23 protein-coding genes are annotated in these 23,882 nt (G+C 53.9%); 8 read left to right on the top strand and 15 right to left on the bottom strand.

Annotation, left to right across the window (positions count from 1 at the left end; translation table 11 throughout):
- Positions 1-246: 246 nt before the first annotated feature.
- Positions 247-807 (bottom strand): D-glycero-beta-D-manno-heptose 1,7-bisphosphate 7-phosphatase, encoded by a 561-nt coding sequence (gmhB, locus tag AC2LB6_RS07300; RefSeq protein WP_179897816.1) that lies wholly within the window; start codon positions 805-807, stop codon positions 247-249.
- Positions 808-996: 189 nt separating this feature from the next.
- On the opposite strand from gmhB, the gene metN reads away from it, so the two are divergent.
- The 6 genes from metN to proS all read left to right on the top strand — a co-directional run bounded on the left by metN (position 997) and on the right by proS (position 6,560).
- Positions 997-2,028: a methionine ABC transporter ATP-binding protein MetN gene (gene metN, locus AC2LB6_RS07305; protein WP_490093004.1), complete on the top strand. Its 1,032-nt coding sequence runs from the start codon at positions 997-999 to the stop codon at positions 2,026-2,028.
- Complete coding sequence (locus AC2LB6_RS07310) at positions 2,021-2,674, top strand: methionine ABC transporter permease MetI (RefSeq protein ID WP_031375299.1); 654 nt, start codon at positions 2,021-2,023, stop codon at positions 2,672-2,674. Before metN ends, AC2LB6_RS07310 begins: the two co-directional genes overlap by 8 nt.
- 34 nt (positions 2,675-2,708) lie before the next feature.
- A complete protein-coding gene (locus AC2LB6_RS07315) occupies positions 2,709-3,524 on the top strand; it encodes a MetQ/NlpA family lipoprotein (RefSeq protein ID WP_419139499.1) in 816 nt (271 codons plus the stop codon).
- A gap of 128 nt (positions 3,525-3,652) precedes the next feature.
- Positions 3,653-4,051, top strand: a complete 399-nt coding sequence (gene rcsF / locus AC2LB6_RS07320) for an Rcs stress response system protein RcsF (protein WP_090964438.1) — start codon at positions 3,653-3,655, stop codon at positions 4,049-4,051.
- On the top strand, positions 4,048-4,752 hold the full coding sequence (tsaA, locus tag AC2LB6_RS07325) for a tRNA (N6-threonylcarbamoyladenosine(37)-N6)-methyltransferase TrmO (RefSeq protein ID WP_490093005.1): 705 nt from the start codon (positions 4,048-4,050) through the stop codon (positions 4,750-4,752). The genes rcsF and tsaA overlap by 4 nt, the downstream gene beginning before the upstream one ends.
- Positions 4,753-4,841: 89 nt before the next feature.
- The gene (gene proS, locus AC2LB6_RS07330; RefSeq protein WP_490093006.1) at positions 4,842-6,560 is read left to right on the top strand and encodes a proline--tRNA ligase; all 1,719 of its coding nucleotides are present in this window, start codon (positions 4,842-4,844) and stop codon (positions 6,558-6,560) included.
- A gap of 41 nt (positions 6,561-6,601) precedes the next feature.
- Here the strand turns inward: proS and arfB are convergent, their stop codons facing one another.
- Entirely contained in the window at positions 6,602-7,012 is a 411-nt protein-coding gene (arfB, locus tag AC2LB6_RS07335) for an alternative ribosome rescue aminoacyl-tRNA hydrolase ArfB (RefSeq protein ID WP_090964432.1), read from the bottom strand.
- Positions 7,013-7,229: 217 nt separating this feature from the next.
- On the opposite strand from arfB, the gene AC2LB6_RS07340 reads away from it, so the two are divergent.
- Positions 7,230-7,430: a YaeP family protein gene (locus AC2LB6_RS07340; RefSeq protein ID WP_003852623.1), complete on the top strand. Its 201-nt coding sequence runs from the start codon at positions 7,230-7,232 to the stop codon at positions 7,428-7,430.
- On the top strand, positions 7,417-7,677 hold the full coding sequence (gene rof / locus AC2LB6_RS07345; protein ID WP_090964430.1) for a Rho-binding antiterminator: 261 nt from the start codon (positions 7,417-7,419) through the stop codon (positions 7,675-7,677). The genes AC2LB6_RS07340 and rof overlap by 14 nt, the downstream gene beginning before the upstream one ends.
- A gap of 40 nt (positions 7,678-7,717) precedes the next feature.
- On the opposite strand, the gene AC2LB6_RS07350 is transcribed toward rof, so the two are convergent.
- The 13 genes from AC2LB6_RS07350 to bamA form a co-directional block, all read right to left on the bottom strand.
- Entirely contained in the window at positions 7,718-8,026 is a 309-nt protein-coding gene (locus AC2LB6_RS07350) for a c-type cytochrome (protein WP_490093007.1), read from the bottom strand.
- Complete coding sequence (tilS, locus tag AC2LB6_RS07355; RefSeq protein WP_490093008.1) at positions 8,026-9,345, bottom strand: tRNA lysidine(34) synthetase TilS; 1,320 nt, start codon at positions 9,343-9,345, stop codon at positions 8,026-8,028. The genes AC2LB6_RS07350 and tilS overlap by 1 nt, the downstream gene beginning before the upstream one ends.
- A gap of 52 nt (positions 9,346-9,397) precedes the next feature.
- Complete coding sequence (locus AC2LB6_RS07360; protein WP_490093009.1) at positions 9,398-9,787, bottom strand: VOC family protein; 390 nt, start codon at positions 9,785-9,787, stop codon at positions 9,398-9,400.
- Positions 9,788-9,851: 64 nt separating this feature from the next.
- On the bottom strand, positions 9,852-12,002 hold the full coding sequence (locus AC2LB6_RS07365) for a lysine decarboxylase LdcC (RefSeq protein WP_490093010.1): 2,151 nt from the start codon (positions 12,000-12,002) through the stop codon (positions 9,852-9,854).
- 167 nt (positions 12,003-12,169) lie between these two features.
- Positions 12,170-13,126: an acetyl-CoA carboxylase carboxyl transferase subunit alpha gene (accA, locus tag AC2LB6_RS07370; RefSeq protein ID WP_003852630.1), complete on the bottom strand. Its 957-nt coding sequence runs from the start codon at positions 13,124-13,126 to the stop codon at positions 12,170-12,172.
- A gap of 12 nt (positions 13,127-13,138) precedes the next feature.
- The gene (gene dnaE, locus AC2LB6_RS07375) at positions 13,139-16,621 is read right to left on the bottom strand and encodes a DNA polymerase III subunit alpha (protein ID WP_473795633.1); all 3,483 of its coding nucleotides are present in this window, start codon (positions 16,619-16,621) and stop codon (positions 13,139-13,141) included.
- 31 nt (positions 16,622-16,652) lie between these two features.
- Positions 16,653-17,279, bottom strand: coding sequence for a ribonuclease HII (gene rnhB / locus AC2LB6_RS07380; protein WP_490093011.1), 627 nt, complete (start codon positions 17,277-17,279; stop codon positions 16,653-16,655).
- On the bottom strand, positions 17,272-18,420 hold the full coding sequence (gene lpxB / locus AC2LB6_RS07385; protein ID WP_490093012.1) for a lipid-A-disaccharide synthase: 1,149 nt from the start codon (positions 18,418-18,420) through the stop codon (positions 17,272-17,274). Before lpxB ends, rnhB begins: the two co-directional genes overlap by 8 nt.
- 3 nt (positions 18,421-18,423) lie before the next feature.
- On the bottom strand, positions 18,424-19,212 hold the full coding sequence (gene lpxA / locus AC2LB6_RS07390; RefSeq protein WP_490093013.1) for an acyl-ACP--UDP-N-acetylglucosamine O-acyltransferase: 789 nt from the start codon (positions 19,210-19,212) through the stop codon (positions 18,424-18,426).
- Between the two features lie 3 nt (positions 19,213-19,215).
- Entirely contained in the window at positions 19,216-19,671 is a 456-nt protein-coding gene (gene fabZ, locus AC2LB6_RS07395) for a 3-hydroxyacyl-ACP dehydratase FabZ (protein WP_490093014.1), read from the bottom strand.
- Positions 19,672-19,823: 152 nt separating this feature from the next.
- Entirely contained in the window at positions 19,824-20,849 is a 1,026-nt protein-coding gene (gene lpxD / locus AC2LB6_RS07400) for a UDP-3-O-(3-hydroxymyristoyl)glucosamine N-acyltransferase (RefSeq protein ID WP_490093015.1), read from the bottom strand.
- 3 nt (positions 20,850-20,852) lie between these two features.
- Positions 20,853-21,350: a molecular chaperone Skp gene (skp, locus tag AC2LB6_RS07405; RefSeq protein ID WP_090964412.1), complete on the bottom strand. Its 498-nt coding sequence runs from the start codon at positions 21,348-21,350 to the stop codon at positions 20,853-20,855.
- 110 nt (positions 21,351-21,460) lie between these two features.
- Positions 21,461-23,872 carry an outer membrane protein assembly factor BamA gene (gene bamA, locus AC2LB6_RS07410; protein WP_490093016.1) on the bottom strand — a complete coding sequence of 804 codons (2,412 nt, stop codon included), beginning with the start codon at positions 23,870-23,872 and terminating at the stop codon, positions 21,461-21,463.
- Positions 23,873-23,882 lie beyond the last annotated feature (10 nt).

Here is a 23,882-nt window from a genome sequence, read left to right on the forward strand (position 1 = left end):
GAGCAGTGCGAACAGTGCGTTAGCGTCCTGTCGCGAGGTGGCGTATATTACGCTTTCCTCCTGCAGAGTCAACCTCTATTTCAGAAGTTTTTCTCCGGCGGCTCAGTCTCCTGTGCCTCTCAACCCGTTTTCCCGTTGCCGGTTTGCCGTGTCAGTGGAGGCGCATTATAGGGAACGGCTGAGATAGCGCAAGTGCAAATTGAGACTTTTTTGCTGTTCGCCTGAAATTTGCACAAAAGCGCCGTTTTAACCCTTTTTAATGCGTCCTGGCAGCTCTGCCAGGCTATTAATTACCCAGTCAGCGGCCGCTTCACCTTCAGCCGTAACCGGTTTGCCGCTGCGCACCAGCACTTTGGTGCCAACACCGGCAGCCTTCCCGGCCAGCATATCTTCCAGCTTGTCACCCACCATATAAGAAGCGGCCATATCGATATGTAATTCTTCCTGTGCCGTCAGCAGCATGCCCGGCTGCGGCTTACGGCAGTCACATTCCTGACGGAATGCTTCTACTGTTGCTTCGGGATGATGAGGACAGAAATAGATGCCATCAAGATCAACGTCGCGATCGGCCAACGACCAGTCCATCCATTCTGTCAGGCGCATAAAGGTATCTTCGGTAAACATACCACGCGCTATGCCAGACTGATTGGTCACAACCACCAGCGCATATCCCATTGCCTTTAGTTGTTGCAGCGCTTCAATCGTGCCGTCAATAAACTGGAAGTCATCGATCTCATGGACATAGCCATTGTCGACATTAAGGGTGCCATCACGATCAAGAAAAATAGCGGGGACTTTATTCGCCACGTAGAAACTCCTGCTGTAAAAATTGCCGATCAGTATCGCATGATTGCTATAAAAGGGAGAATGTCAGATTGAATCACTTCCATTGATTTAGACGTCTGGATGCCTTAACATCCATCCAGCTTTTATCATGGATAAAAGTGACGAGGCCTCCCACACCACGGACAACGCAACACGATAATAAATAACATAATGATTAAACTAGAAAATATTACCAAGGTGTTTCAGCAAGGCACGCGGTCCATTCCGGCGTTGACGAATGTGAGCCTGCATGTGCCTGCCGGACAGATTTATGGCGTTATCGGCGCTTCCGGTGCTGGTAAAAGTACGTTGATTCGTTGCGTTAACCTGCTGGAGCGCCCTACCTCGGGACGCGTAATGGTCGACGGAGCTGATTTAACCGCACTCAATGAACGTCAGTTAACTCAGGCACGACGCCAGATCGGAATGATCTTCCAGCACTTTAACCTGATGAACTCCCGTAACGTCGCGGGCAACGTCTCTCTTCCACTGGAACTCGGTAATCTGTCCCGCGCTCAGATCAATGCTCGCGTCACTGAACTGCTGGAACTGGTGGGATTATCAGACAAGCATGATGCGTGGCCTGCAAATCTGTCGGGCGGACAGAAACAGCGCGTCGCCATTGCTCGTGCTCTGGCCAGTAATCCCAAGGTCCTGCTGTGTGATGAAGCTACCAGCGCACTGGATCCTGCGACGACGCGCTCAATTCTGGAATTGCTTAAAGACATTAATCGCCGACTTGGACTGACGATTCTGCTGATCACCCATGAGATGGATGTGGTGAAACGCATCTGCGATCAGGTTGCAGTCATCAGTCACGGTGAGCTGATTGAGAAAGATAGCGTCAGTGAAGTTTTCTCTCATCCCAAAACGCCTCTGGCACAGCAGTTTATTCAGTCGACGCTGCATCTGGATATCCCGGATGACTACCAGCAGCGTCTTTCTGCCACCGCGGCTGAAAACACTGTGCCGCTGCTGCGACTGGAATTCACCGGCAAATCAGTTGATGCGCCGCTGCTTTCCGAAGCAGCCCGCCGTTACAACGTGAATAACAACATTATCAGTGCCCAGATGGATTACGCCGGTGGCGTGAAGTTCGGCATTATGCTGGCAGAAATGCATGGCACAGAAAGCGATACCCGCGAGGCGATAGCCTGGCTGAAGGAGAATCATGTGAAAGTAGAGGTGTTAGGTTATGTCTGAAGCGATGATGTGGTTGCTGGGACGGGGCGTGTGGGAAACGCTGATGATGACCTTCGTCTCGGGCTTTTTCGGTTTTGTGCTGGGCCTGCCGGTCGGGGTTTTACTCTATGTGACCCGTCCAGGACAGATTCTGCAGAATCAGGGGCTTTATCGCGTGCTCTCCGCGCTGGTAAATATCTTCCGATCGATTCCTTTCATTATCCTACTGGTCTGGATGATTCCCTTTACCCGTGTCATCGTCGGCACCTCAATCGGACTGCAGGCAGCCATCGTGCCATTGACCGTCGGCGCTGCGCCGTTTATTGCGCGTATGGTTGAAAACGCCTTACTGGAACTGCCAACCGGCCTGATTGAAGCGTCACGAGCCATGGGCGCCACGCCAATGCAGATCATCCGTAAGGTTCTGCTGCCGGAAGCGATGCCGGGCCTGGTGAACGCCGCGACCATCACTCTGATTACTCTGGTCGGTTACTCCGCCATGGGTGGCGCGGTGGGTGCCGGTGGCCTGGGTCAGATCGGTTATCAGTACGGTTATATCGGATATAACGCCACTGTGATGAATACGGTATTGGTGTTGTTAGTGGTTTTGGTGTATCTCATTCAATTCTGTGGCGACCGCATCGTGCGTGCTGTGTCCCATAAATAAGCAAGCAATATCACATTATTAAGAAGGAAAGGATATGTCTTTCAGATTCAAGAAAATTGCCGCTGTGGGTGCACTGATTGGCGCGATTGCGCTGGCAGGATGCGATCAAAAAGAGAAAGACCCTAACCACATCAAAGTGGGCGTGATTGTCGGTGCTGAGCAGCAGGTTGCTGAAGCAGCGCAGAAAGTTGCCAAAGAGAAATATGGTCTGGACGTTGAGCTGGTCACTTTCAACGACTACGTTCTGCCGAATGAAGCGCTGAGCAAAGGCGATATCGACGTTAACGCCTTCCAGCACAAACCTTATCTTGATCAGCAGATCAAAGATCGTGGCTACAAGCTGGTTTCAGTGGGTAATTCTTTCGTCTACCCAATCGCGGGCTATTCGAAGAAGATCAAATCACTGGATGAGCTGCAGGATGGCGCGCAGGTTGCTATTCCAAACGATCCGACCAACCTGGGCCGTACACTGCTGCTGCTGCAGAAAGTAGGTCTGATCAAACTGAAAGATGGCGTGGGCTTGCTGCCAACCTCGCTGGATATCACTGAGAACCCTAAGCATCTGAAAATTGTTGAGCTGGAAGCGCCGCAGCTGCCACGCTCACTGGACGATCAGCAGATTGCGCTGGCGGTGATCAACACCACCTACGCCAGCCAGATTGGCCTGACGCCAGCGAAAGATGGCATTTTCGTCGAAGATAAAGATTCACCTTATGTGAACCTGATTGTCGCGCGTGAAGATAATAAAGATGCAGAAAACGTGAAGAAATTCGTCAAGGCTTACCAGTCTGATGAAGTTTACGCAGAAGCTAACAAAGTCTTTAACGGCGGCGCGGTTAAAGGCTGGTAATTCAGCTGTTCATCTCCTGAAGGGCGGCGCTATGCCGCCCTTTCTGTTATTGGGTGCCCTGCCCGACTTGTTATTTATTCTTGTCCTTGTTTCAATAACGCCACTTTTTGAAACCTGAGGATGTTGCCATGCGTTTTTTACCGCTCTGCTTGTTAGCATTGATGCTGACAGGGTGTGTTCATGAGTATCACCCGATAAGCAGCGCACCGTCCCGGCCGCAGCAATCCAGTGAACCGACCCGCAAGCCTGTAGCACGACCTGCCCCGGTTAAACTCTATACCGATGCCGCCGATCTGGTCAGTAAGCCGTTCCGCGATCTGGGTGAAGTCTCCGCTGAAGATTGCCAGATCAGCAATCAGAACTCTCCGGCGAACATCGCCACGGCACGTAAACGTCTGCAGATCAAAGCGTCACAGATGAAAGCCAATGCAGTGCTGCTGCATCAGTGTGAAATCGTCACCGGCACGCCAGGCTGCTATCGTCAGGCCGTCTGTCAGGGTTCAGCGCTGAAAGTCAGCAGTCAATGAGTGAATTCACCTTTGCGCAAATTGGAGTAATCCGTTCGCCGTGGAAGGAGAAGTTTGCCGTACCACGCCAGCCAGGCCTGGTGCAGGATGGCGGCGGCGAGCTTCACCTGCAGCCACCTTACAATCAGCCGGAAGCGGTACGCGGACTGGAAGCATTCAGTCACCTCTGGCTGCTCTTTGTTTTCCATCAGACGATGGAAGGTGGCTGGCGTCCCACGGTTCGCCCTCCCCGTCTGGGCGGCAATGCGCGCATGGGTGTATTTGCGACACGTTCAACGTTCCGTCCCAATCCCATTGGGATGTCGCTGGTTGAACTGAAAGGTATCAGAATTGAAAAACAGCAGGTGATCCTGCAGCTTGGCAGTCTGGATCTGGTTGATGGCACCCCGGTGGTAGATATCAAACCTTATCTGCCCTTTGCCGAAGCGCTGCCTCATGCCCAGGCGGGTTTTGCTCAGGCGGCACCTGCGGCTGATATGCCGGTTCGCTTCTCCGTGCTGGCCCAGCAGCAACTTCACCAGCAGTCGCGCTACCCCAATCTGGCACGCTTTATCAGTGAAGTGCTGGCACAGGATCCCCGCCCCGCTTACCGTCAAGGCGAAACGCAGGAGCGGGAATATGCGGCCTGGCTGATGGATTTTAATGTACGCTGGCGCATCGACGATGCCGGTACTGAAGTGATCGCTATCGACCCGCGTTAAAACCCGCTTTTGAGCCGGTGATCTCACTGGTACACTAGCCGCCAGCAAAATTCTGTCTGTGACTTTCCGATCAACTGGAACCGTAATCAATGCGTACTACTCAATATCTGCTCTCTACTCAGAAAGAGACGCCTTCCGACGCTGAAGTGATCAGCCACCAGCTGATGCTGCGCGCCGGTATGATCCGCAAACTGGCTTCTGGCTTGTACACCTGGTTACCGACCGGGGTTCGCGTGCTGAAAAAAGTCGAAAACATCGTTCGTGAAGAGATGAACAACGCGGGCGCGGTTGAGATTTTAATGCCGGTTGTGCAGCCCGCCGACCTGTGGCAGGAGAGCGGTCGCTGGGAGGAGTATGGCCCGGAACTGTTACGTATTGCCGATCGCCACGAGCGTCCGTTCGTGCTGGGTCCGACGCATGAAGAGGTTGTCACTGACCTGATCCGTAATGAGCTGAGCTCTTATAAGCAGTTGCCCCTCAACCTGTATCAGATTCAGACCAAATTCCGTGATGAAGTGCGTCCACGTTTTGGCGTGATGCGTTCACGCGAGTTCATCATGAAAGATTCTTACTCGTTCCACACGTCGCAGGAGTCGCTGCAGGAAACGTATGACGCGATGTACCGCGCCTATAGCCAAATCTTCAGCCGTATGGGACTGGATTTCCGTGCTGTGCAGGCCGATACCGGCTCTATCGGCGGCAGCGCATCACATGAGTTCCAGGTGCTGGCGCAGAGCGGTGAAGATGATGTGATCTTCTCTACAGATTCTGATTACGCCGCTAACATTGAGCTGGCCGAAGCCGTCGCACCCGCCGGTGAACGTGCCGCGCCGTCGCAGGAGATGCAACTGGTCGAGACGCCAGACGCAAAAACCATCGCGGAGCTGGTTGAGCAATTCAATGTGCCTGTTGAAAAGACAGTGAAAACGTTGATTGTTAAAGGTGCAGAAGAGAGCGGTCATGCACTGGTTGCCCTGCTGGTTCGCGGCGATCATCAGCTGAATGAGATCAAAGCAGAAAAGTCAGCAATCGTTGCATCACCACTGGTATTCGCGACGGAAGAAGAGATTCGCGCCGCAGTGGGTGCTGGTCCGGGTTCAATCGGGCCTGTGGGTCTGCAGATGCCGATCATTGCCGACCGTACGGTAGCGAAGATGAGCGATTTCAGCGCCGGTGCCAACGTCGATGGTAAACACTACTTCGGCATTAACTGGGAGCGCGATCTGCCGCTGGCTAGCATTGCGGATATCCGTAACGTGGTCGAAGGCGATTTAAGCCCGGATGGCAAAGGTACGCTGCAAATCAAACGCGGCATCGAAGTCGGTCACATCTTCCAGCTCGGCACCAAGTATTCTGACGCGCTGAAAGCATCCGTGCAGGGTGAGGATGGACGTAATCAGGTAATGAGCATGGGCTGCTACGGCATCGGCATCACTCGCGTTGTTGCCGCGGCCATTGAGCAGAACCATGACGATCGCGGCATCATCTGGCCAGCCGCACTGGCACCTTTCGAGGTGGCAATTCTGCCGATGAATATGCAGAAATCGTTCCGCGTTAAAGAGCTGGCGGAAGAACTGTATGCCACTCTGCGTGCCAAAGGCGTTGAAGTTATCCTGGATGACCGTAAAGAGCGTCCGGGCGTGATGTTCGCAGATATGGAACTGATCGGTGTGCCACACACCATCGTCATCGGCGACCGCAATCTCGACAATCAGGAGATTGAATACAAATCACGTCGTGCCGGTGAGAAGCAGATGATTAAGCAGGATGAAATCGTTGATTTCCTGCTGAAGGCTCTGAATAAGTAAGTTCTTAGCGTTAGTCAAACGCCCCGCCTGCGGGGCGTTTTTTATTGCACCTTGCCGCGCATCGATTTAGTCGTACTGCGGCGTGATTTACCTTCCAGACGACGTTCTTTAGAGGCGCGGGTCGGCCGCGTGGCGCGCCGGGCTTTTTCCACGGTACTGAGCTCCTGGATTAAATTGACCAGACGCTGCAGCGCCGCTTCACGATTCATCTCCTGACTGCGATACTCCTGCGCCTTGATCACCACGACGCCATCACCGGTAATCAAATGGTGGCTGGCGGTGAGCAACCGCTCTTTATAAAACGCGGGCAGTGAAGAGGCCGCAATATCGAAGCGCAGATGAATGGCGGTGCTGGCTTTGTTGACATGTTGTCCGCCTGCGCCCTGAGCGCGAATCGCCGTCAGCTCAATCTCACTCTCCGGAATCTCAACCGAACGGGATAGCATAATCATTGACTCGCTCCCCACACCTTAATCACGTTGACCTCCGATAACCTGTTCATCAAATTAACCTTTTGTGCTCTGATTTATTCCACCTCAGACAGCGGAATCTGTCACTTTAGCAGTGATTCGCACACGGTTCCTGCTTTACGCAGGCTGATTTCCTCCGAATGGCTATGATATAGTCGCCAGTTAACCAGAGTATTTATGCTCTGCCGAGGAGGGCCACGTGCAAAATTATTGTGAGTTAGTTCGCCGGAAATATGCCGAAATCGGTAGCGGGGATTTAGGTTACATACCGGATGCGATTGGCTGCGCATTGAAGGCACTTAATGATATTGCCGCAAATACTGAGCTAAACTCTTCTGTCAGGGAACAGGCGGCCTATGCCGCTGCTAACTTATTGGTGAGCGACTATGTTGATAAATGAAGCGTACCAACCTATCAATTGCGATGATTACGATAATCTTGAACTCGCCTGCCAGAACAACTGGATGCTGTCGCTGGAAATGAAAGATGGCGAGCAGCTTAAAGCCGGGGCAAAAGAGATCTTTTCACGCAAGAACGTGGAATATCTGGCTATCGACCTTTCTGGTGAGCATCGCGAATTACGTCTCGACCATATCGCCAGCTTCACCCATCCCGAGTTGGGTACGGTCGTTGTCAGCGCAGAGTAATGCACGCATCATGGGCGGGACCTTCCCGCCCTGTTAAACCTCAGGGTTGCAACGAACTGTAATACGCCGCCAGATCCGCCATATCGCCGTCACTCAATCCCGCCACAAACGCTTTCATCACCTCAGCCTGCCCCCCACTGCGCTCGCCCTTTTTATAGGCCTGCAGGGCATGTTCCAGATAAGGTGCGTGTTGCCCGGCCAGGTTTGGGTACAGCGGCACCGCCGCTTTTCCCGCTGTGCCATGACAGGCCATACAGCTTCCCGCTTTCTGTGCGCCACGCTGCGCATCACCCGCAGCCCATGCCGGTAACACGGCGGCCACTAAACAGGCGATAAGCCATTGCTTCATTATTTTTGCTCTCCTGCGCGGGATGCTCCGTCCCAGATTATCTGCCAGCCCGGCTGATCGCTGGCCGCGCCAGCGTGGGTGACAAACAGATTCGGAACACAGATCAGCGTCTGGTTATAAAAAATTAACGGCAGCCGCTCTCGCTGCCACGGCGGTATCTGTAACTCCTGCCACAGCTTCTTCATTTCCCTTCCGCCATGACGGCCCACCAGATGGACGTGACCCTGCGCATGAAATCGCACGCTGACCTGCTCATCCGGCTGAGGATAGCGCAACAGGCTCTGCGACTGACTGGCGCGTAGCGTGCCGAGATTCTGCGGCAACGCCAGTGGCTGGCAAAGATCGGGCCATGCCAGCTCGGTGTCGCGCAGTGAACTGAGCAACGGCAGCCAGTAAAGTTGCTGCCGGTAACGCCGGAGTTCAGCCTGACCGAATCGCAGCTTCGGCTGCGCATCCTCCCGGCTCGCCATCACTTCATCGTGGATGCGTTTCAGCGCTTCACGGGAGGGCATCGCCCCACCCTGCCCGGCGATCCAGCGGCGCAATAACGCATTAGCACGCAGCTCACTCATGACCATCAAGGGCGGAAAGTGCAGGCTGCCGTCTGGCTGGATGAGCTCATTTAGTTGTCCGGCGAGCAGTTCATCCAGTAATTGCTCCTGCTCACTGCACAACGCCGCACTTCGGGCTGTCGCCTCGGCAAAATGGGGCCAGCGCTGGGAAAGCGCCGGCAGTAGCCGCTGACGAAGGAAGTTACGGTCGTAGCGTTGATCCTGATTGCTCTCATCTTCGATCCACACCAGCTGATGTGCGTCGGCATAGGCCTCAAGCGTCTGTCGCGACTGATTCAGCAGCGGACGCACCAGCTGATGCGAACCCAGCGCACGCGCAGCGGGCATCGCCGCCAACCCGGCAGGACCGCTGCCGCGCTTCAGCGCCAGCATAAAGGTTTCACACTGATCGTCGAGGTGCTGTGCGGTGAGTAAAACTTCACCCGGCTGCAGTGCCGCACTCAGTGCCTGATAACGGGCGGTGCGGGCAGCTGCTTCTATGCCCTTTTCCCTGCCATCCACGGTAACGCTCAATACCTCACACGGCAGTTGCCACTGCTCGCATACCGACAGACAATGAGCTGCCCAGCGATCGGCATTCGGGCTGAGCCCGTGGTGAACATGCAACGCCCTGAGGCGCGACTGAGGATGCTGCTGTTGCCAGCCGCGAAGCTGATACAGAAGCACCGTTGAATCAAGTCCGCCGCTGAATGCGACCACCAGCGCGGCATCGGGTTGCAACAGAGCGTCAAAAGCGGGCAAAGACATGGCAGAATCCAGAAAATCGGGCCACTGCATGTCGCCCGCTGAGCGCGCTATTTTACGCCTGATAAAGCTCCAGCGGCAAACCATCCGGATCTGCAAAGAATGTACACTGTTTACCGGTCAGTTCATCGATACGAATCGGCTCGCAGGTAATACCTTTATCAGCCAGCGTCGCGACAGCGGCGGCAACATCCGGCACGGTAAAAGCGAGATGACGCAGACCACATGCCTCGGGATGACTGACCCGCGCCGGCGGCTCAGGAAAAGAGAACAGCTCAATGGTATAGCGATCCTGTAAGGCCAGGTCGCCTTTCCAGGAGTCACGCGCCTCGCGGTAATATTCGCCCATCAGGCGAAAGCCCAGCACGTCACAATAGAATGCTTTGCTGCGCTGATAGTCAGAAGCGATGATGGCGATGTGGTGAATAGCGGTTAACTGCAACATAGTAAATATCCTGATTCGGGCAGGCTGTCCGCAGACACCCTGCCGCTGTTAGTCGTTTAAAAGCTTACGTGGGATCGTTTTTCAGCACGCGGACGCGGTACTCGCCCTCTTCCGTCAGGCTTGCACCGTGTATATCCGTTTCGAAGCCCGGATAATGCTGGCCAATGCTGCATAGCATCAGCAGGAAATCGAGCACGGCACGGCTCTTCTCGGTAATCATCTCTCCCGGCATCACCAGTGGAACACCTGGTGGATAAGGCAGAATCATGTTGGCTGATACCCGCCCGACCAGTTCGCTGAGATCTACCGTTTCGATATTGCCCTTCACCTGCTGCTGAAACGCCTGATGCGGCGTCATCTTCATTTCTGGCAGGACATCAAATGCCTGCAGCATCAGACGAGGCAGGTCATGATGGCGTATCAGCTGATGGATCCCCTGCGCCAGCGTCTGAATGCGCATATTGCGATAGAAGTCGGGATCTTCAGCATAGAGATCCGGCAGCATGTTCTTCACCCGCAGATTGAGATCGTAGGCGCGTTTGAACTCAGTCAGACCACGCAGCACGCTCATCGCTTTGGTTTTGTCGATACCGATGCTGAACAGAAACAGCAGATTGTAAGGGCCAGTTTTCTCCACCACAATGCCGCGCTCATCAAGGAACTTCGCCACCAGCGCCGCCGGGATCCCCTCTTCTGCCATCACCCCCAGCTCGCTCATGCCCGGCGTCAGGATAGTGACTTTGATCGGATCGAGGTACATGTGATCGCGATCGGCCTGAGTAAATCCGTGCCAGTCTTCTTCACCAGGCTGGATCGCCCAGCACTGCGCTTCGTCGATCTGTTCTGGCTGCCAGATATCGAAGAACCAGCTGTCGGACTCTTCACGCAGGCGCTGGATCTCACGACGAAAGTGCAGCGCGCGCTCCACAGAGCGATTGATCAGTCGCTTGCCGGGATTACCGCGCAGCATCGCAGCAGCAGTTTCAATAGAAGAGACGATGGCGTAATTGGGCGAAGTGGTGGTGTGCATCATGTAGGCTTCGTTAAACGTCTGTTCGTCGTAGTCGCCTTTAATGTGAATCATGGATGCCTGCGAAAACGCCGCCAGCAATTTGTGGGTCGATTGCGTTTCGTACACCACTTTGCCCGGGATGCGGTCGCCACTCATGCCGCTTTTACCGGCGTAGATCGGATGGAAATTGGTGTAAGGCACCCAAGCCGAATCGAAATGAATCGACGGTACATCCAGCGTCTCTTTGATGTACTGGGTGTTGTAGAGCAGCCCATCGTAAGTTGAGTTAGTGATTACCGCATGAACCGGCCAGGTGGCGCGATCGGTCGCAGCGACCTTCTGCGTAATACTCTCGCGGGTAAATTCATGCTTCGGGATACCGCCGAGAATACCCAGCGCATTGCGGGTCGGCTTCAGCCAGATCGGGATCAGATCGCTCATCATCAGCAGATGGGTCAGAGACTTGTGGCAGTTACGATCGATCAGCACAGTGCTGCCCGCCGGGGCGGCATACATACCGACAATTTTATTCGACGTTGAGGTGCCGTTGGTCACCATGTAACTCTGCTCGGCGCCAAAAGTGCGAGCGATGTACTCTTCCGCTTCAAGATGCGGACCAGTGTGATCCAGCAGCGAGCCCAGCTCGGTAACAGAAATTGAGATATCTGACTTCAGGGTATTGGCCCCGAAGAAATCATAAAACAGGCAGCCTACCGGGCTCTTCTGAAACGCAGTACCCGCCATATGGCCCGGCGTGCAGAAGGTGTACTTGCCCTCTTTCACATAGGTGAACAGCGCTTTAGTCAGTGGCGGCGTAATGTGGTCGAGATAGTCATTGGTATACTGCCGGATATGCAGCGCGATATCGTCGGCGGCATTCAGCGCATACTCAAAGAAGTGCAGTGGCATGCGCATCTCATTGATGCTGATGTCCATCTGCGAGTGGGTGTTGATAAAGGCATACAGTGGCAGGTATTCGTTGAGCTGATTAATCTCACCGCACAGCTCCGGACTATTGTGCGTGTCCCAGTCGAAGATGACGCCGCTGATACGCGGATTGTGTTCGATCAGTTTCAGCAGATCGTCACTGTTTTTCGGGTAAAGCAGCTGGAAGCCTTGCAGATTTAACGCCGCGTCGAGTTCGCGTAACGGTTCATCTTTATAAAACACGCCGTGCGCGCCCATGATCGCCAGAATATTCAATGCCCATCTCCGTGATTGTTGTGCAACCGGACAAGCATAACCGCTAACCCAGGGAACGTGTAGCAAGGGGACGATCAGATGAGGCTGAAAGGCGGTGGACGGCGTGCTTAGATAAACCAACGGCATAAAAAAAGCGGACCGGAGTCCGCTTTTTTAAGGAAGCTAAATCAGGCGTAGCCGTAGCTCATCAGGCGCTGATAACGACGATCCAGCAGCTCTTCAGTGCTTAATCCATCGAGATCGGCCAGGTCAGCCAGCAGCTGCTGCTTCAGTGACTGCGCCATATCAACCGGACGACGATGTGCGCCACCCAGCGGCTCAGGGATCACAGAGTCAATCAGCTTCAGCTCTTTCAGACGGTGAGCAGTAATACCCATCGCTTCGGCGGCCAGCGGCGCTTTGTCAGCGCTTTTCCACAGAATGGAAGCACAGCCTTCCGGTGAGATCACTGAATAGGTGCTGTACTGCAGCATATTCACTTTATCGCCCACGCCAATCGCCAGCGCACCACCTGAACCGCCCTCACCGATGACCGTACAGATTACCGGTACTTTCAGGCCAGACATTTCACGCAGGTTACGGGCGATCGCTTCAGACTGCCCACGCTCTTCCGCGCCCACGCCAGGATAAGCACCCGGTGTGTCGATGAAGGTGATAATTGGCATTTTGAAACGCTCAGCCATCTCCATCAGGCGCAGCGCTTTGCGATAGCCTTCCGGTGCTGGCATGCCGAAGTTACGGCGAATCTTCTCTTTGGTTTCACGGCCTTTCTGGTGCCCGATGATCATCACTGGACGTCCATCAAGACGCGCAATCCCGCCCACAATCGCTTTGTCATCTGCATAAGCACGGTCGCCCGCCAGCTCATCGAAATCGTCGAAGGCGTTGCGCACGTAGTCAAAGGTGTAAGGACGCAAAGGATGACGCGCCAGCTGAGCGATCTGCCATGCGCCCAAATCGGCGAAGATTTTACGGGTCAGCTCAACACTTTTCTCACGCAGACGCTGAACTTCTTCATCCAGATTAACGTGTTTATCATCCTGACGACCAATTGAGGTCAGCGAATCGATCTTCGCTTCCAGTTCTGCAATTGGCTGTTCAAAATCCAGGTAATTAAGACTCATAATGTTCCTGTTCTAGTCAAACTCCAGTTCCACCTGCTCCGATCCAATCAACGAGCGCAGATCGTTAAGTAAACGATCGCTAGGCGAAATTCGCCACGCTGCACCAAAGCGCAGCTTCGCTCGCGCGTCGGCTCTCTGATAGTAGAGATGCACCGGAATAGTCCCTGATCGATGAGGTTCCAGAGACTGACGGAGTCGGTTTAATAGCTGGTCATCAATTTGCCTGTCCGTCAGCGAGATAGCAAGTCCGCGCGCGTATTTTTCGCGAGCTTCGTCGATGTCCATGACTTCACGAGCGGTCATTTTAAGGCCACCACTGAAGTCATCAAAGCTGACCTGTCCGCTGACGATCAGAATTCGGTCTTTCTCCAGCAACTGCTGGTATTTATCTAACGCATCGGTAAATAACATCACCTCAAGACGACCGGAGCGATCGTCCAGAGTACAGATACCAATTCGGTTGCCGCGTTTGGTGACCATTACCCGTGCCGCGATCACCAGACCGGCCGCCACGGTAATTTTCCCCCGATCGGTAGGATGCATATCTTTCAGACGCACCCCGCCAACGTAACGCTCAATTTCTTTCAGATACTGATTAATCGGGTGGCCGGTAAGGTAAAGCCCCAGCGTTTCCCGTTCGCCATCCAGCTGCACCTGCTCAGGCCACGGCGTGACGCTGGCGTACGATTTCTCAACCTGCTCCGGCTCTTCCGCCAGCACGCCAAACATATCAGCCTGGCCAATCGCTTCCGCTTTCGCGTGTTGATCGGCGGCTTTTAACGCATCACTGAGTGAACTCATCAGCGCGGCGCGATGAGGTCCGAGGCGATCGAAAGCGCCGGACATGATCAGTTTTTCCATTACCCGACGGTTGATCTTTTTGGTGTCGGTACGGGCGCAAAGATCAAATAGTTCGCGGAAATAACCGCCTTCGTTACGGGCGTCAATGATCGCTTCGATCGGGCCTTCACCCACGCCTTTGATCGCGCCGATGCCGTAAACGATCTCACCCGCTTCATTAACGTGGAACGGATAAAGACCGGAGTTGATATCGGGCGGCAGGACTTTCAGCCCCATCCGCCAGCACTCATCGACCAGTCCCACCACTTTCTCGGTGTTATCCATATCGGCGGTCATTACCGCCGCCATGAACTCTGCTGGATAGTGCGCCTTCAGCCACAGCGTCTGGTAAGAGACAAGTGCGTAGGCCGCAGAGTGTGACTTGTTAAAGCCATAGCCTGCAAATTTTTCTACCAGATCGAAGATTTTCATCGACAGTTCGCCGTCGATGCCCATGCTTTCGGCACCGTCGCGGAAGACTGAACGCTGCTTGGCCATCTCCTCGGGTTTCTTTTTACCCATGGCGCGACGCAGCATGTCTGCACCGCCCAGCGTGTAGCCGGAGAGAACCTGGGCGATCTGCATCACCTGTTCCTGATAAAGAATGATGCCGTAGGTCGGCTCCAGCACCGGCTTCAGGCTTTCGTGCTGCCACTGGATATCCGGGTAAGAGATCGCTTCACGGCCATGCTTACGGTCGATGAAGTTATCTACCATGCCGGACTGCAGTGGACCAGGACGGAACAGCGCCACCAGTGCGATCATATCTTCGAAGCAGTCGGGCTTCAGACGCTTAATCAGATCTTTCATACCGCGCGATTCAAGCTGGAATACCGCCGTGGTTTCCGAGCGCTGCAGCATATCGAAGCTTTTCTTATCATCCAGCGGGATTGAGGCGATGTCGATCGGCTCCAGCCCCTGCTTTTCCCGGCGTGGGTTGATCATCTTCAGCGCCCAGTCGATGATCGTCAGCGTACGCAGACCCAGGAAGTCGAACTTCACCAGGCCGGCATATTCCACATCATTCTTATCGAACTGGGTGACCGGGAACTGCCCGTGCTCATCGCAATAGAGCGGCGCAAAATCGGTAATCTTCGTTGGCGCAATGACCACGCCACCTGCATGTTTACCGGCGTTACGCGTAACCCCTTCCAGCTTGCGCGCCATGTCGATCAGCGCTTTAACCTCTTCGTCCGCGTCATACATCGCTGGAAGCTGCGGTTCAGCAATAAAGGCTTTTTCCAGCGTCATGCCGGGATCGGGCGGGATCAGTTTTGAAATGCGATCAACAAAGCCGTAAGGATGGCCCAGCACGCGGCCCACATCGCGGATAACCGCTTTCGCCGCCATGGTACCGAAAGTAATAATCTGGGAAACTGCTTCACGTCCGTACATATCCGCGACGTGTTCGATTACCTGATCGCGCTTCTCCATACAGAAGTCAACGTCGAAGTCGGGCATCGAGACACGTTCCGGGTTCAGGAAGCGTTCGAACAGCAGGTCAAATTCCAGCGGATCGATATCGGTAATTTTCAGCGCATAGGCCACCAGCGAACCGGCACCGGAACCACGACCTGGCCCGACCGGCACGCCGTTATCCTTAGACCACTGGATGAACTCCATCACAATCAGGAAGTAGCCGGGGAAACCCATCTGGTTAATAACGGTGAGTTCAATCTCCAGACGCTCATCATATTCCGGGCGTTTTTCCAGACGTTCGGCTTCGTCCGGGAACAGGAACTCAAGACGCTCTTCCAGGCCCTCACGGGATTTCACCACCAGATAATCTTCGGTGGTCATGTCGCCGGTAGGGAACTGCGGCAGGAAGTACTCGCCGAGCCGCACCGTCACGTTACAACGCTTAGCAATCTCTACGCTGTTTTCCAGCGCTTCAGGGATGTCCGAGAACAGCTCGCACATCTCCTCTTCGCTGCGCATATATTGCTGAGGACTGTAGTTGCGTGGACGCTTGGGGTCATCCAGCGTATAGCCGTCATGAATGGCGACGCGAATTTCGTGCGCATCGAAATCTTCTGCATTAATAAAGCAGACTTCATTGGTGGCAACCACCGGTATTCCCTCTGCAATCGCCAGTTCAACTGCGGCATGCAGATAGCTCTCTTCGTCCTGACGGCCGGTACGAATCAGCTCCAGGTAGTAGCGATCGGGGAAATGTTGCTGATAAAACGACAGGCATTGCGACACCAGAGCATTGTTGCCACGCAGCAGGCTGCGACCCACATCGCCACGCCGTCCGCCCGACAGCAGAATTAATCCTTCCTGCAGTTCAATCAGCCAGTCGCGATCAATAATCGGTCCGTCCACGCCATAGCCACGCTGATAGGCACGTGAGATTAGCAGCGTCAGGTTCTGGTATCCGGTATTACTGGACGCCAGCACGGTAAGCTGTGTCAGTTCATCCCCCATCAACTCACTGGCAACGTTGAAATCGGCACCAATAACCGGCTTTATCCCTGCGCTGTGCGCGCCACCATAAAATTTCACCAGACCACAAAGGTTAGTGAAGTCGGTAATCGCGATAGCAGGCATGCCAAGGGCTGCCGCCTTCTTGATCAATGGCCCGGTTTTCGCCAGGCCATCAACCATCGAATAGTCACTGTGGACACGCAGATGTATAAAACGGGGTTCAGCCATATCAGTTTCCGGTTAAAACAGCGTCAGGCTATTAAAGCGTAAGGGTCTGGCGGGCAGCCAGTACTTCAGCATCGAGCAGCGCATTACGAACGGGCGCAAAACTGCGACGGTGGTGCGGCGTGACGCCATACTGCGTCAGTTTTTCCATATGCAGCGCCGTCGGATAACCTTTGTGCTGCGCAAATCCATACTGCGGGAACAGCAGATCGAGTTCGGTCATCTCCTGGTCACGCGACACTTTGGCAATGATTGATGCCGCACTGATTTCGGCAACCAGGCTATCCCCTTTGACAACGGCCTGTGAAGGCATAGGCAGTGCCGGGCAACGGTTACCATCAATCAGCACATAGTCGGGCTGGATACTCAGGCCAGTTACCGCACGCTGCATCGCCAGCATGGTAGCGTGCAGAATGTTGAGCTGATCGATCTCTTCAGGTTCTGCGCGTCCCAGACTCCATGCCAGCGCCTTCTCTTTGATTTCGTCGTACAACGCCAGGCGGCGTTTTTCCGACAGTTTCTTTGAGTCAGCCAGGCCGGCAATCGGGTTGGCCGGATCGAGGATCACGGCAGCAGTGACCACCGCGCCAACCAGCGGACCGCGACCTACTTCGTCCACACCGGCAATTAGTCTGGCGACAGGATAGATAAAATCAGGCATTCACCAGCTCCAGTACCGCATCCGCTGCCTGCTCATCGGCGTTCCAGCGGATCTGTTGATGTAATTCATGAAACGTCTGCAGCAAAGTTTCGCGTTCAGGCCCGGCATGCAGCAGCGGATCTAACGCCGCGGCGAGGGCTTCAGGCTGGCACTCATCCTGCAGTAACTCTTTGACCAGCTCACGCCCTGCCAGCAGGTTTGGCAGTGAGACATAAGGCGTTTTCACCAGCCGTTTCGCCAGCCAGAAAGTGGCCGGCTTCATGCGATAACCGACGACCATAGGGCATTTTGCCAGCATGCACTCCAGTGCGGCAGTACCTGACGCCAGGAGTGCGGCATCGCTCGCAATCATCGCCTCACGCCCCTGACCATCCAGCAGATGCATCGGCAGTTCGGGTGCGACGTCGGCTTTGATCTTCTCAAACTGTTCGCGACGACGGGCGTTAACCAGCGGCACCACGATTTCCAGCGCAGGATAGTGACGACGCAATAATTGAGCTGTTTTCAGGAAATCAGCGCTTAGCATTTCCACTTCCGCACCACGGCTGCCTGGCAGCAGGGCCAGACAGAGCGCATCATCAGCAATGCCGAGATGACGGCGCGCAGCCAGTTTATCGGGTTGCAGCGGCATGGCATCCGCCATGGTGTGGCCGATAAAGCGACATGGAACGTTATAGCGATCGTAGAAGGCTTTTTCAAACGGCAGGAAGGCCAGCACCAGATCGGTGTTACGACCAATCTTAAAGACGCGCTTTTGCCGCCATGCCCACACTGAAGGACTGACATAGTGGATAGTGCGGATACCCGTGCGTTTGAGATTGCCTTCCAGCGTGATATTGAAATCGGGCGCATCAATTCCGACAAAGACATCGGGTCTGAGCTCGGTAAAGCGTCGGGTGAGATCGCGGCGGATTGTCAGCAGACGTCGCAGGCGACCCAGCACCTCGACGATGCCCATCACCGCCAGCTCTTCCATCTCATACCAGGCTTCACACCCTTCAGCCTGCATCAGTGGACCTGCCACGCCGATAAAGCGTGCATCAGGATGACGCGCTTTCAGGGCTCGAATCAGACCTGCACCAAGAATATCGCCGGAGGTTTCTCCGGCGACCAGGGCAATCGTTAAAGGACGCGCTGACATGGATTAACGAATTAATCCACGGGTTGAACGGGTGAAGAAATCGTAGAAAGGCTGCACTTCGCTGTGTTGCTGTGCGATGGCTTCAATCTCCGGCTTCACTTCCTCCAGCGTTCTGCCGCTGCGATAGAGCAGCTTATAGGCGTTGCGAATAGCGTGCAGCGACTCTTTGCTGAAGCCACGGCGTTTAAGACCTTCGATATTGATCCCGAACGGCGTAGCGTGGTTGCCCTGCGCAATAACGTAAGGCGGCACATCCTGCGCCACGCCGGAACAGCCACCTACCATCACATGAGCACCGATGATGCACCACTGATGTACCGCTGTCATGCCGCCAATAATGGCGAAATCGTCGACCGTCACGTGACCACCCAGGGTGGCGTTGTTGGCGAAGATACAGCGATTGCCAATCACGCAATCGTGCGCAATGTGTGCATTCACCATCAACAGATTATCGCTGCCCACCGAGGTGACATGGCCACCCTGGGTAGTGCCACGATGAATCGTCACGCTTTCACGAATGCGGTTGCGATCACCGATCTCAACCCGTGTTGGCTCACCGGCATATTTCAGATCCTGATTCACTTCGCCAATTGAGGCGAACTGATAGATCTGATTATCTTTACCGATACGCGTGTGGCCGTTCACCACAACGTGTGACTTCAGTACTGTTCCTTCACCGATCTCCACATTCGCGCCAATAAAGCAAAATGGGCCAATGTGAACGCGGGCGCCAATGATAGCGCCCTCTTCAATGACAGAACTGGGATGGATAGTGGCGGTTGGATCAATCACGAATTATGCCTCCCGGCTGCGGGCACACATCATGGTCGCTTCACAAACGATTTTACCGTCAACAGTCGCCACGCCTTTAAAGCGGGTCAGACCACGGCGGGTTTTCTCGAAAGTGACTTCCATGATCATTTGATCGCCTGGTACCACAGGGCGCTTGAAGCGGGCACTGTCGATACCGGCAAAGTAATAGAGTTCGCCTGGCTCCAGTTTACCTACGCTTTTAAACGCCAGAATACCGGTGGCCTGCGCCATCGCTTCCAGGATCAGAACGCCAGGAAAAATCGGTTTACCAGGGAAATGCCCCTGGAAAAACGGTTCATTAACAGAAACGTTCTTCACTGCACGCAGGTATTTGTGCTCTTCAAAATCGAGCACGCGATCTACCAGCAGAAACGGATAGCGGTGCGGCAGCAGCTCTAAAATCTCTTCAATTTTCAGAGTATGAGTTTCAGTAGTCAAAATACTCTTCCTGTCCTAAAAATCTGATGACATCAATAACACGGCCTGCACAGATCAAAATGATCTTCCGCAGGCCGCAAATAGGTACTGTGGCGCCGGGCTTCCCTGCTTAACATTTTTATTATGAAAGCCGGTCAGTTTTGGGATGGCGGTTAGTCGTCTTTGCCGACCTTGCGCTCGATGGCTTTTAAGCGTTTGCTCATATCATCGATGTTCATCACCAGCGCTGCAGTTTTACGCCAGGTTTTGTTGGGTTGCAGCGGAATGCCTGACGAATAAACGCCTGGCTCTGTGATAGGACGCATGACCATACCCATACCGGTCACCGTTACTTTGTCACAGATTTCCATATGGCCGTTAATGACGCTGGCACCGCCAATCATACAGTAACGTCCAATTTTCAAACTACCCGCCATGATCACACCGCCTGCAACCGCAGTATTGTCGCCAATAACTACGTTGTGAGCGATCTGGCACTGGTTGTCTATGATAACACCATTGCCGATCAGAGTGTTATCCAGCGCACCGCGATCGATAGTGGTGCAGGCACCTATTTCGACGCGATCGCCGATAATTACCGCGCCTAACTGCGGGATTTTCACCCAGTTACCGCGATCGTTGGCATAGCCGAAACCATCAGAACCGATGACGGTACCTGACTGAATCAGACAATCCTGGCCGATTTCGATCTCATGATAAACCGACACGTTGGCCCAGAGACGGGTTCCGTTGCCTATACGGGTTTTTTTGCCAACAAAACATCCTGCACCAATCACCACGTTGTCGCCCAGCTCAACGTCCGCTTCGATCACTGCATTGGCGCCAATGGCGACGTTGCTGCCGAGTCGGGCTGAAGGGTCGATCACTGCGCTTGGGGCGATATTCTGCGCTGGCTGTGGGGTGGTATCGAGTATTTGTGCCATACGTGCATAGGTCAGGTAGGGATTTTTCACTACCAGCGCAGCGGTATTGCACCACTCCAGATCCGCTTCCGTCAGCACCACGGCTGAGGCCTTAATCAGGGCGAGTTGCTCGCGGTAACGGCTGTTTGCAAGAAAAGTGATTTGACCAGTTGTGGCGGATTGCATAGAAGCAATGCCGGAGATGACGATATCGCCATCTCCGTGCAATTCTGCATCCAACTGCTGGGCTAAATCAGCCAGTCGAATAGATGACATGAATTATTTAACCTGTTTCAGCACGTCAGCAGTGATGTCTTTTGCGTTTGATGCATAAGCCACCGCGTTAGCGTCGATCACGACGTCATAACCATCGCTGTCAGCGACTTTCTTAACGGCATCCTGAATACGGCTCAGCAGCTTGTTACGCTCTTCCATCTGACGACGGCGATTATCCTGCTCAAAAGCCTGCGCTTTTGAAGAGAAAGCTTCACGCTGAGACATGACATCTTTTTCCATACGGCTGCGTTCGCTAGCCTTCATGGTAGAACCGTCACGCTGCAGACGCTGCATTTTGGTTTGCAGATCGCGCTCCTGGCCCTGCAACTCAGTTGCACGGCCTTTGAACTCGTTTTCCAGCTGTTTAGCAACAGTCGCACGTTGCGGTAACTGTTGGAAAATGCTGGACACGTTTACCACTGCAATTTTGTCGGCAGCCTGAACACCAGCGGAAACCGCTAAAGCAAGACCCAGACCTGCGGCACACAACAACTTTTTCACTATAAACTCCTTACCATCAACGTTTGTGTCAGCGACACAGTGTTTGCACCGGAGCAGCAACAGGTGCTGCCCGGCAGCAATACTTCAGCTATGCATCCATGCTCAGAACATTACCAGGTTTTACCAATGTTAAACTGGAACTGCTCTGACTTGTCTCCATCGACTTTCTTAAACGGCTGGGCGTAAGAGAACACCAGCGGGCCGAGCGGTGACATCCATTGCAGCGCAACACCACTTGATACACGGATGTTGTTTGGATCACTGTAGTCAGGAATGCCTGCCGCACGCGTTTCCGCCGTATTTTCCCAATGGGTATCCCACGCGGTACCGGCATCGACAAATACCGAGGTACGAACCGAGTTAGCATACTTCTCGCTCAGGAACGGCGTTGGCGTGATCAGCTCAAGGCTGGCAATCGCCATGGCGTTACCGCCCACCGCATCGTCAGACTTACAGACGCCATTTGGATCAGCGATTCGGCAGTTCGACGAGTTGTTATTCAGATAGGCAGCTTTCGGTCCAATGGTGTTGGACTGGAAGCCACGAACCGTGCTTGAACCACCCGCGTAGAAGTTCTCATAGAACGGCATCTCTTTGCCGCCGAGTCCATCGCCATAACCGACACGACCACGACCCAACAGCACCCAGGTACGATCCTGGTTAATCGGCACATACTGCTGACTATCCAGCGTGGCCTTATAGAAGCTGTTATCCGAACCTGGGATTGTCACCTTGCCATTCAGGTTGGTGCGGTTACCGGAGGTCGGGAAGAAGCCGCGGTCCAGCGTGTTGTAAGTCCAGCCGTAGTTAAAGGTGAAGTCATCTGCTGAGAATTCGCCTTTATCATTGATCTGCTGCGGCTTACCAACAGAGTCAAGATAACGCCACATCGCAACCTGCGGCTGCATGTTTGACAGGTCATTGTGGACATAGCCCAGACCGACACGCAGGGTGTTGTTTTCGTTAACAGGGAAGCCAAGCGTGCCATCCAGACCATAACTTTTGTTGGTATAGTCAGAGAGGTCCGCATTATCCGCTTTGAAGTCGTTGTAGAACAGACGACCACCCAGACTCACACCGTCAACGGTGAAGTAAGGGTCAGTAAGCGAGAATTCAGCATAGGTCTGGTAATCGTTTTTGGTCCCGCTGATGCCCACGGTATTACCGGTGCCCAGCCAGTTATCCTGCGTTACCCCAACCTGGAAGCTCACACCACTTTCGGTGCCGTAGCCGACGCCGAAGTTGAAGGTACCCGTGTTACGCTCTTTAACCTTGTAGACCACGTCAACCTGGTCCGGTGAACCTGGCACACGCTGAGTATCCACATCGACGGTTTCAAAGTAACCGGTGCGGTTCAGACGCTCTTTACCCTGTTCAACCAGATCGCTGCCGAGCCACGCGCCTTCCATCTGACGCATTTCGCGACGTAACACCGAGTCTTTAGAAGTGTCATTTCCTTCAAAACGGACGTTACGCACGTAGTAGCGGTTACCCGCATCCACGTTGATATGCAGTTTTACGGTTTTATCGGCGTCGTTGATTTCTGGCTGCGTTGCGACACGCGGATAGGCATAGCCATAACGGCCCAGCAGTTTCTTGATGTCATCTTCCATTTTCGTGACTTTGGCGCCGTTATAGAGCTCGCCTGACGGAATTTTGGTCAGATGTTCAATTTCTGCGGAATGGCCTGCCATGCTGCCATTAACGATGACGCCAGCGATTTTGTACTGGTCGCCTTCGGTAATGTTCACCGTGATATAGATGCCTTTTTTATCTGGCGTCAGGCTGACTTGCGTCGAATCTATGTTGAAACGTGCATAGCCGCGATCCAGATAGAAGCTGCGCAGGGTCTCGAGGTCACCCGCCAGTTTCTGTTTCTGGTATTTACGATCGCCGACGACGTTCCACCATGGCACTTCATCACGCAGCTGGAAACGGGAAATCAGTTCATCGGAGCTAAAAGCTTTATTCCCGACGATGTTGATCTGCTGAATTTTGGCAGAGACACCTTCAGTAAAGACCAGCTTCAGATCAACACGGTTACGTGGCAGTGGCGTGACCACGGCTTTCACGTTAGCGGTATATTTACCTACGCTGTAATAGAAATCCTCAAGCCCCTTCTCAATAGAAGAGATAGTGGTACGGTCCAGCGCTTCGCCGACCCGCACACCTGAAGCTTCCAGATTTTGTTTGAGCTGATCCTCTTTCACCGCTTTGTTACCGGTGAAGGTAATGCTGGCAATGGTAGGACGTTCTTTGACCTGGACAATCAGCGTTGTACCGTCTCGCAGGACCTGAACATCCTCAAAGTTGCCAGTAGCGAACAGCGAGCGAATGGTATTTCTGACATCATCGTCATTCACCGTATCGCCAACCCGTACTGGCATGCTCAGCAGAGCCGCGCCGACGGCGACTCGCTGCAGCCCTTCGAAATGAATATCCTTCACCACGAAATCGTCTGCACCGTAAACGGTGGCGCTGCTAAACAGCAGCGACGCTATGAGCAACTTTTTCATCGCCATCGTTGTTATG

Source organism: Pantoea sp. RCC30.1 (assembly GCF_058148845.1).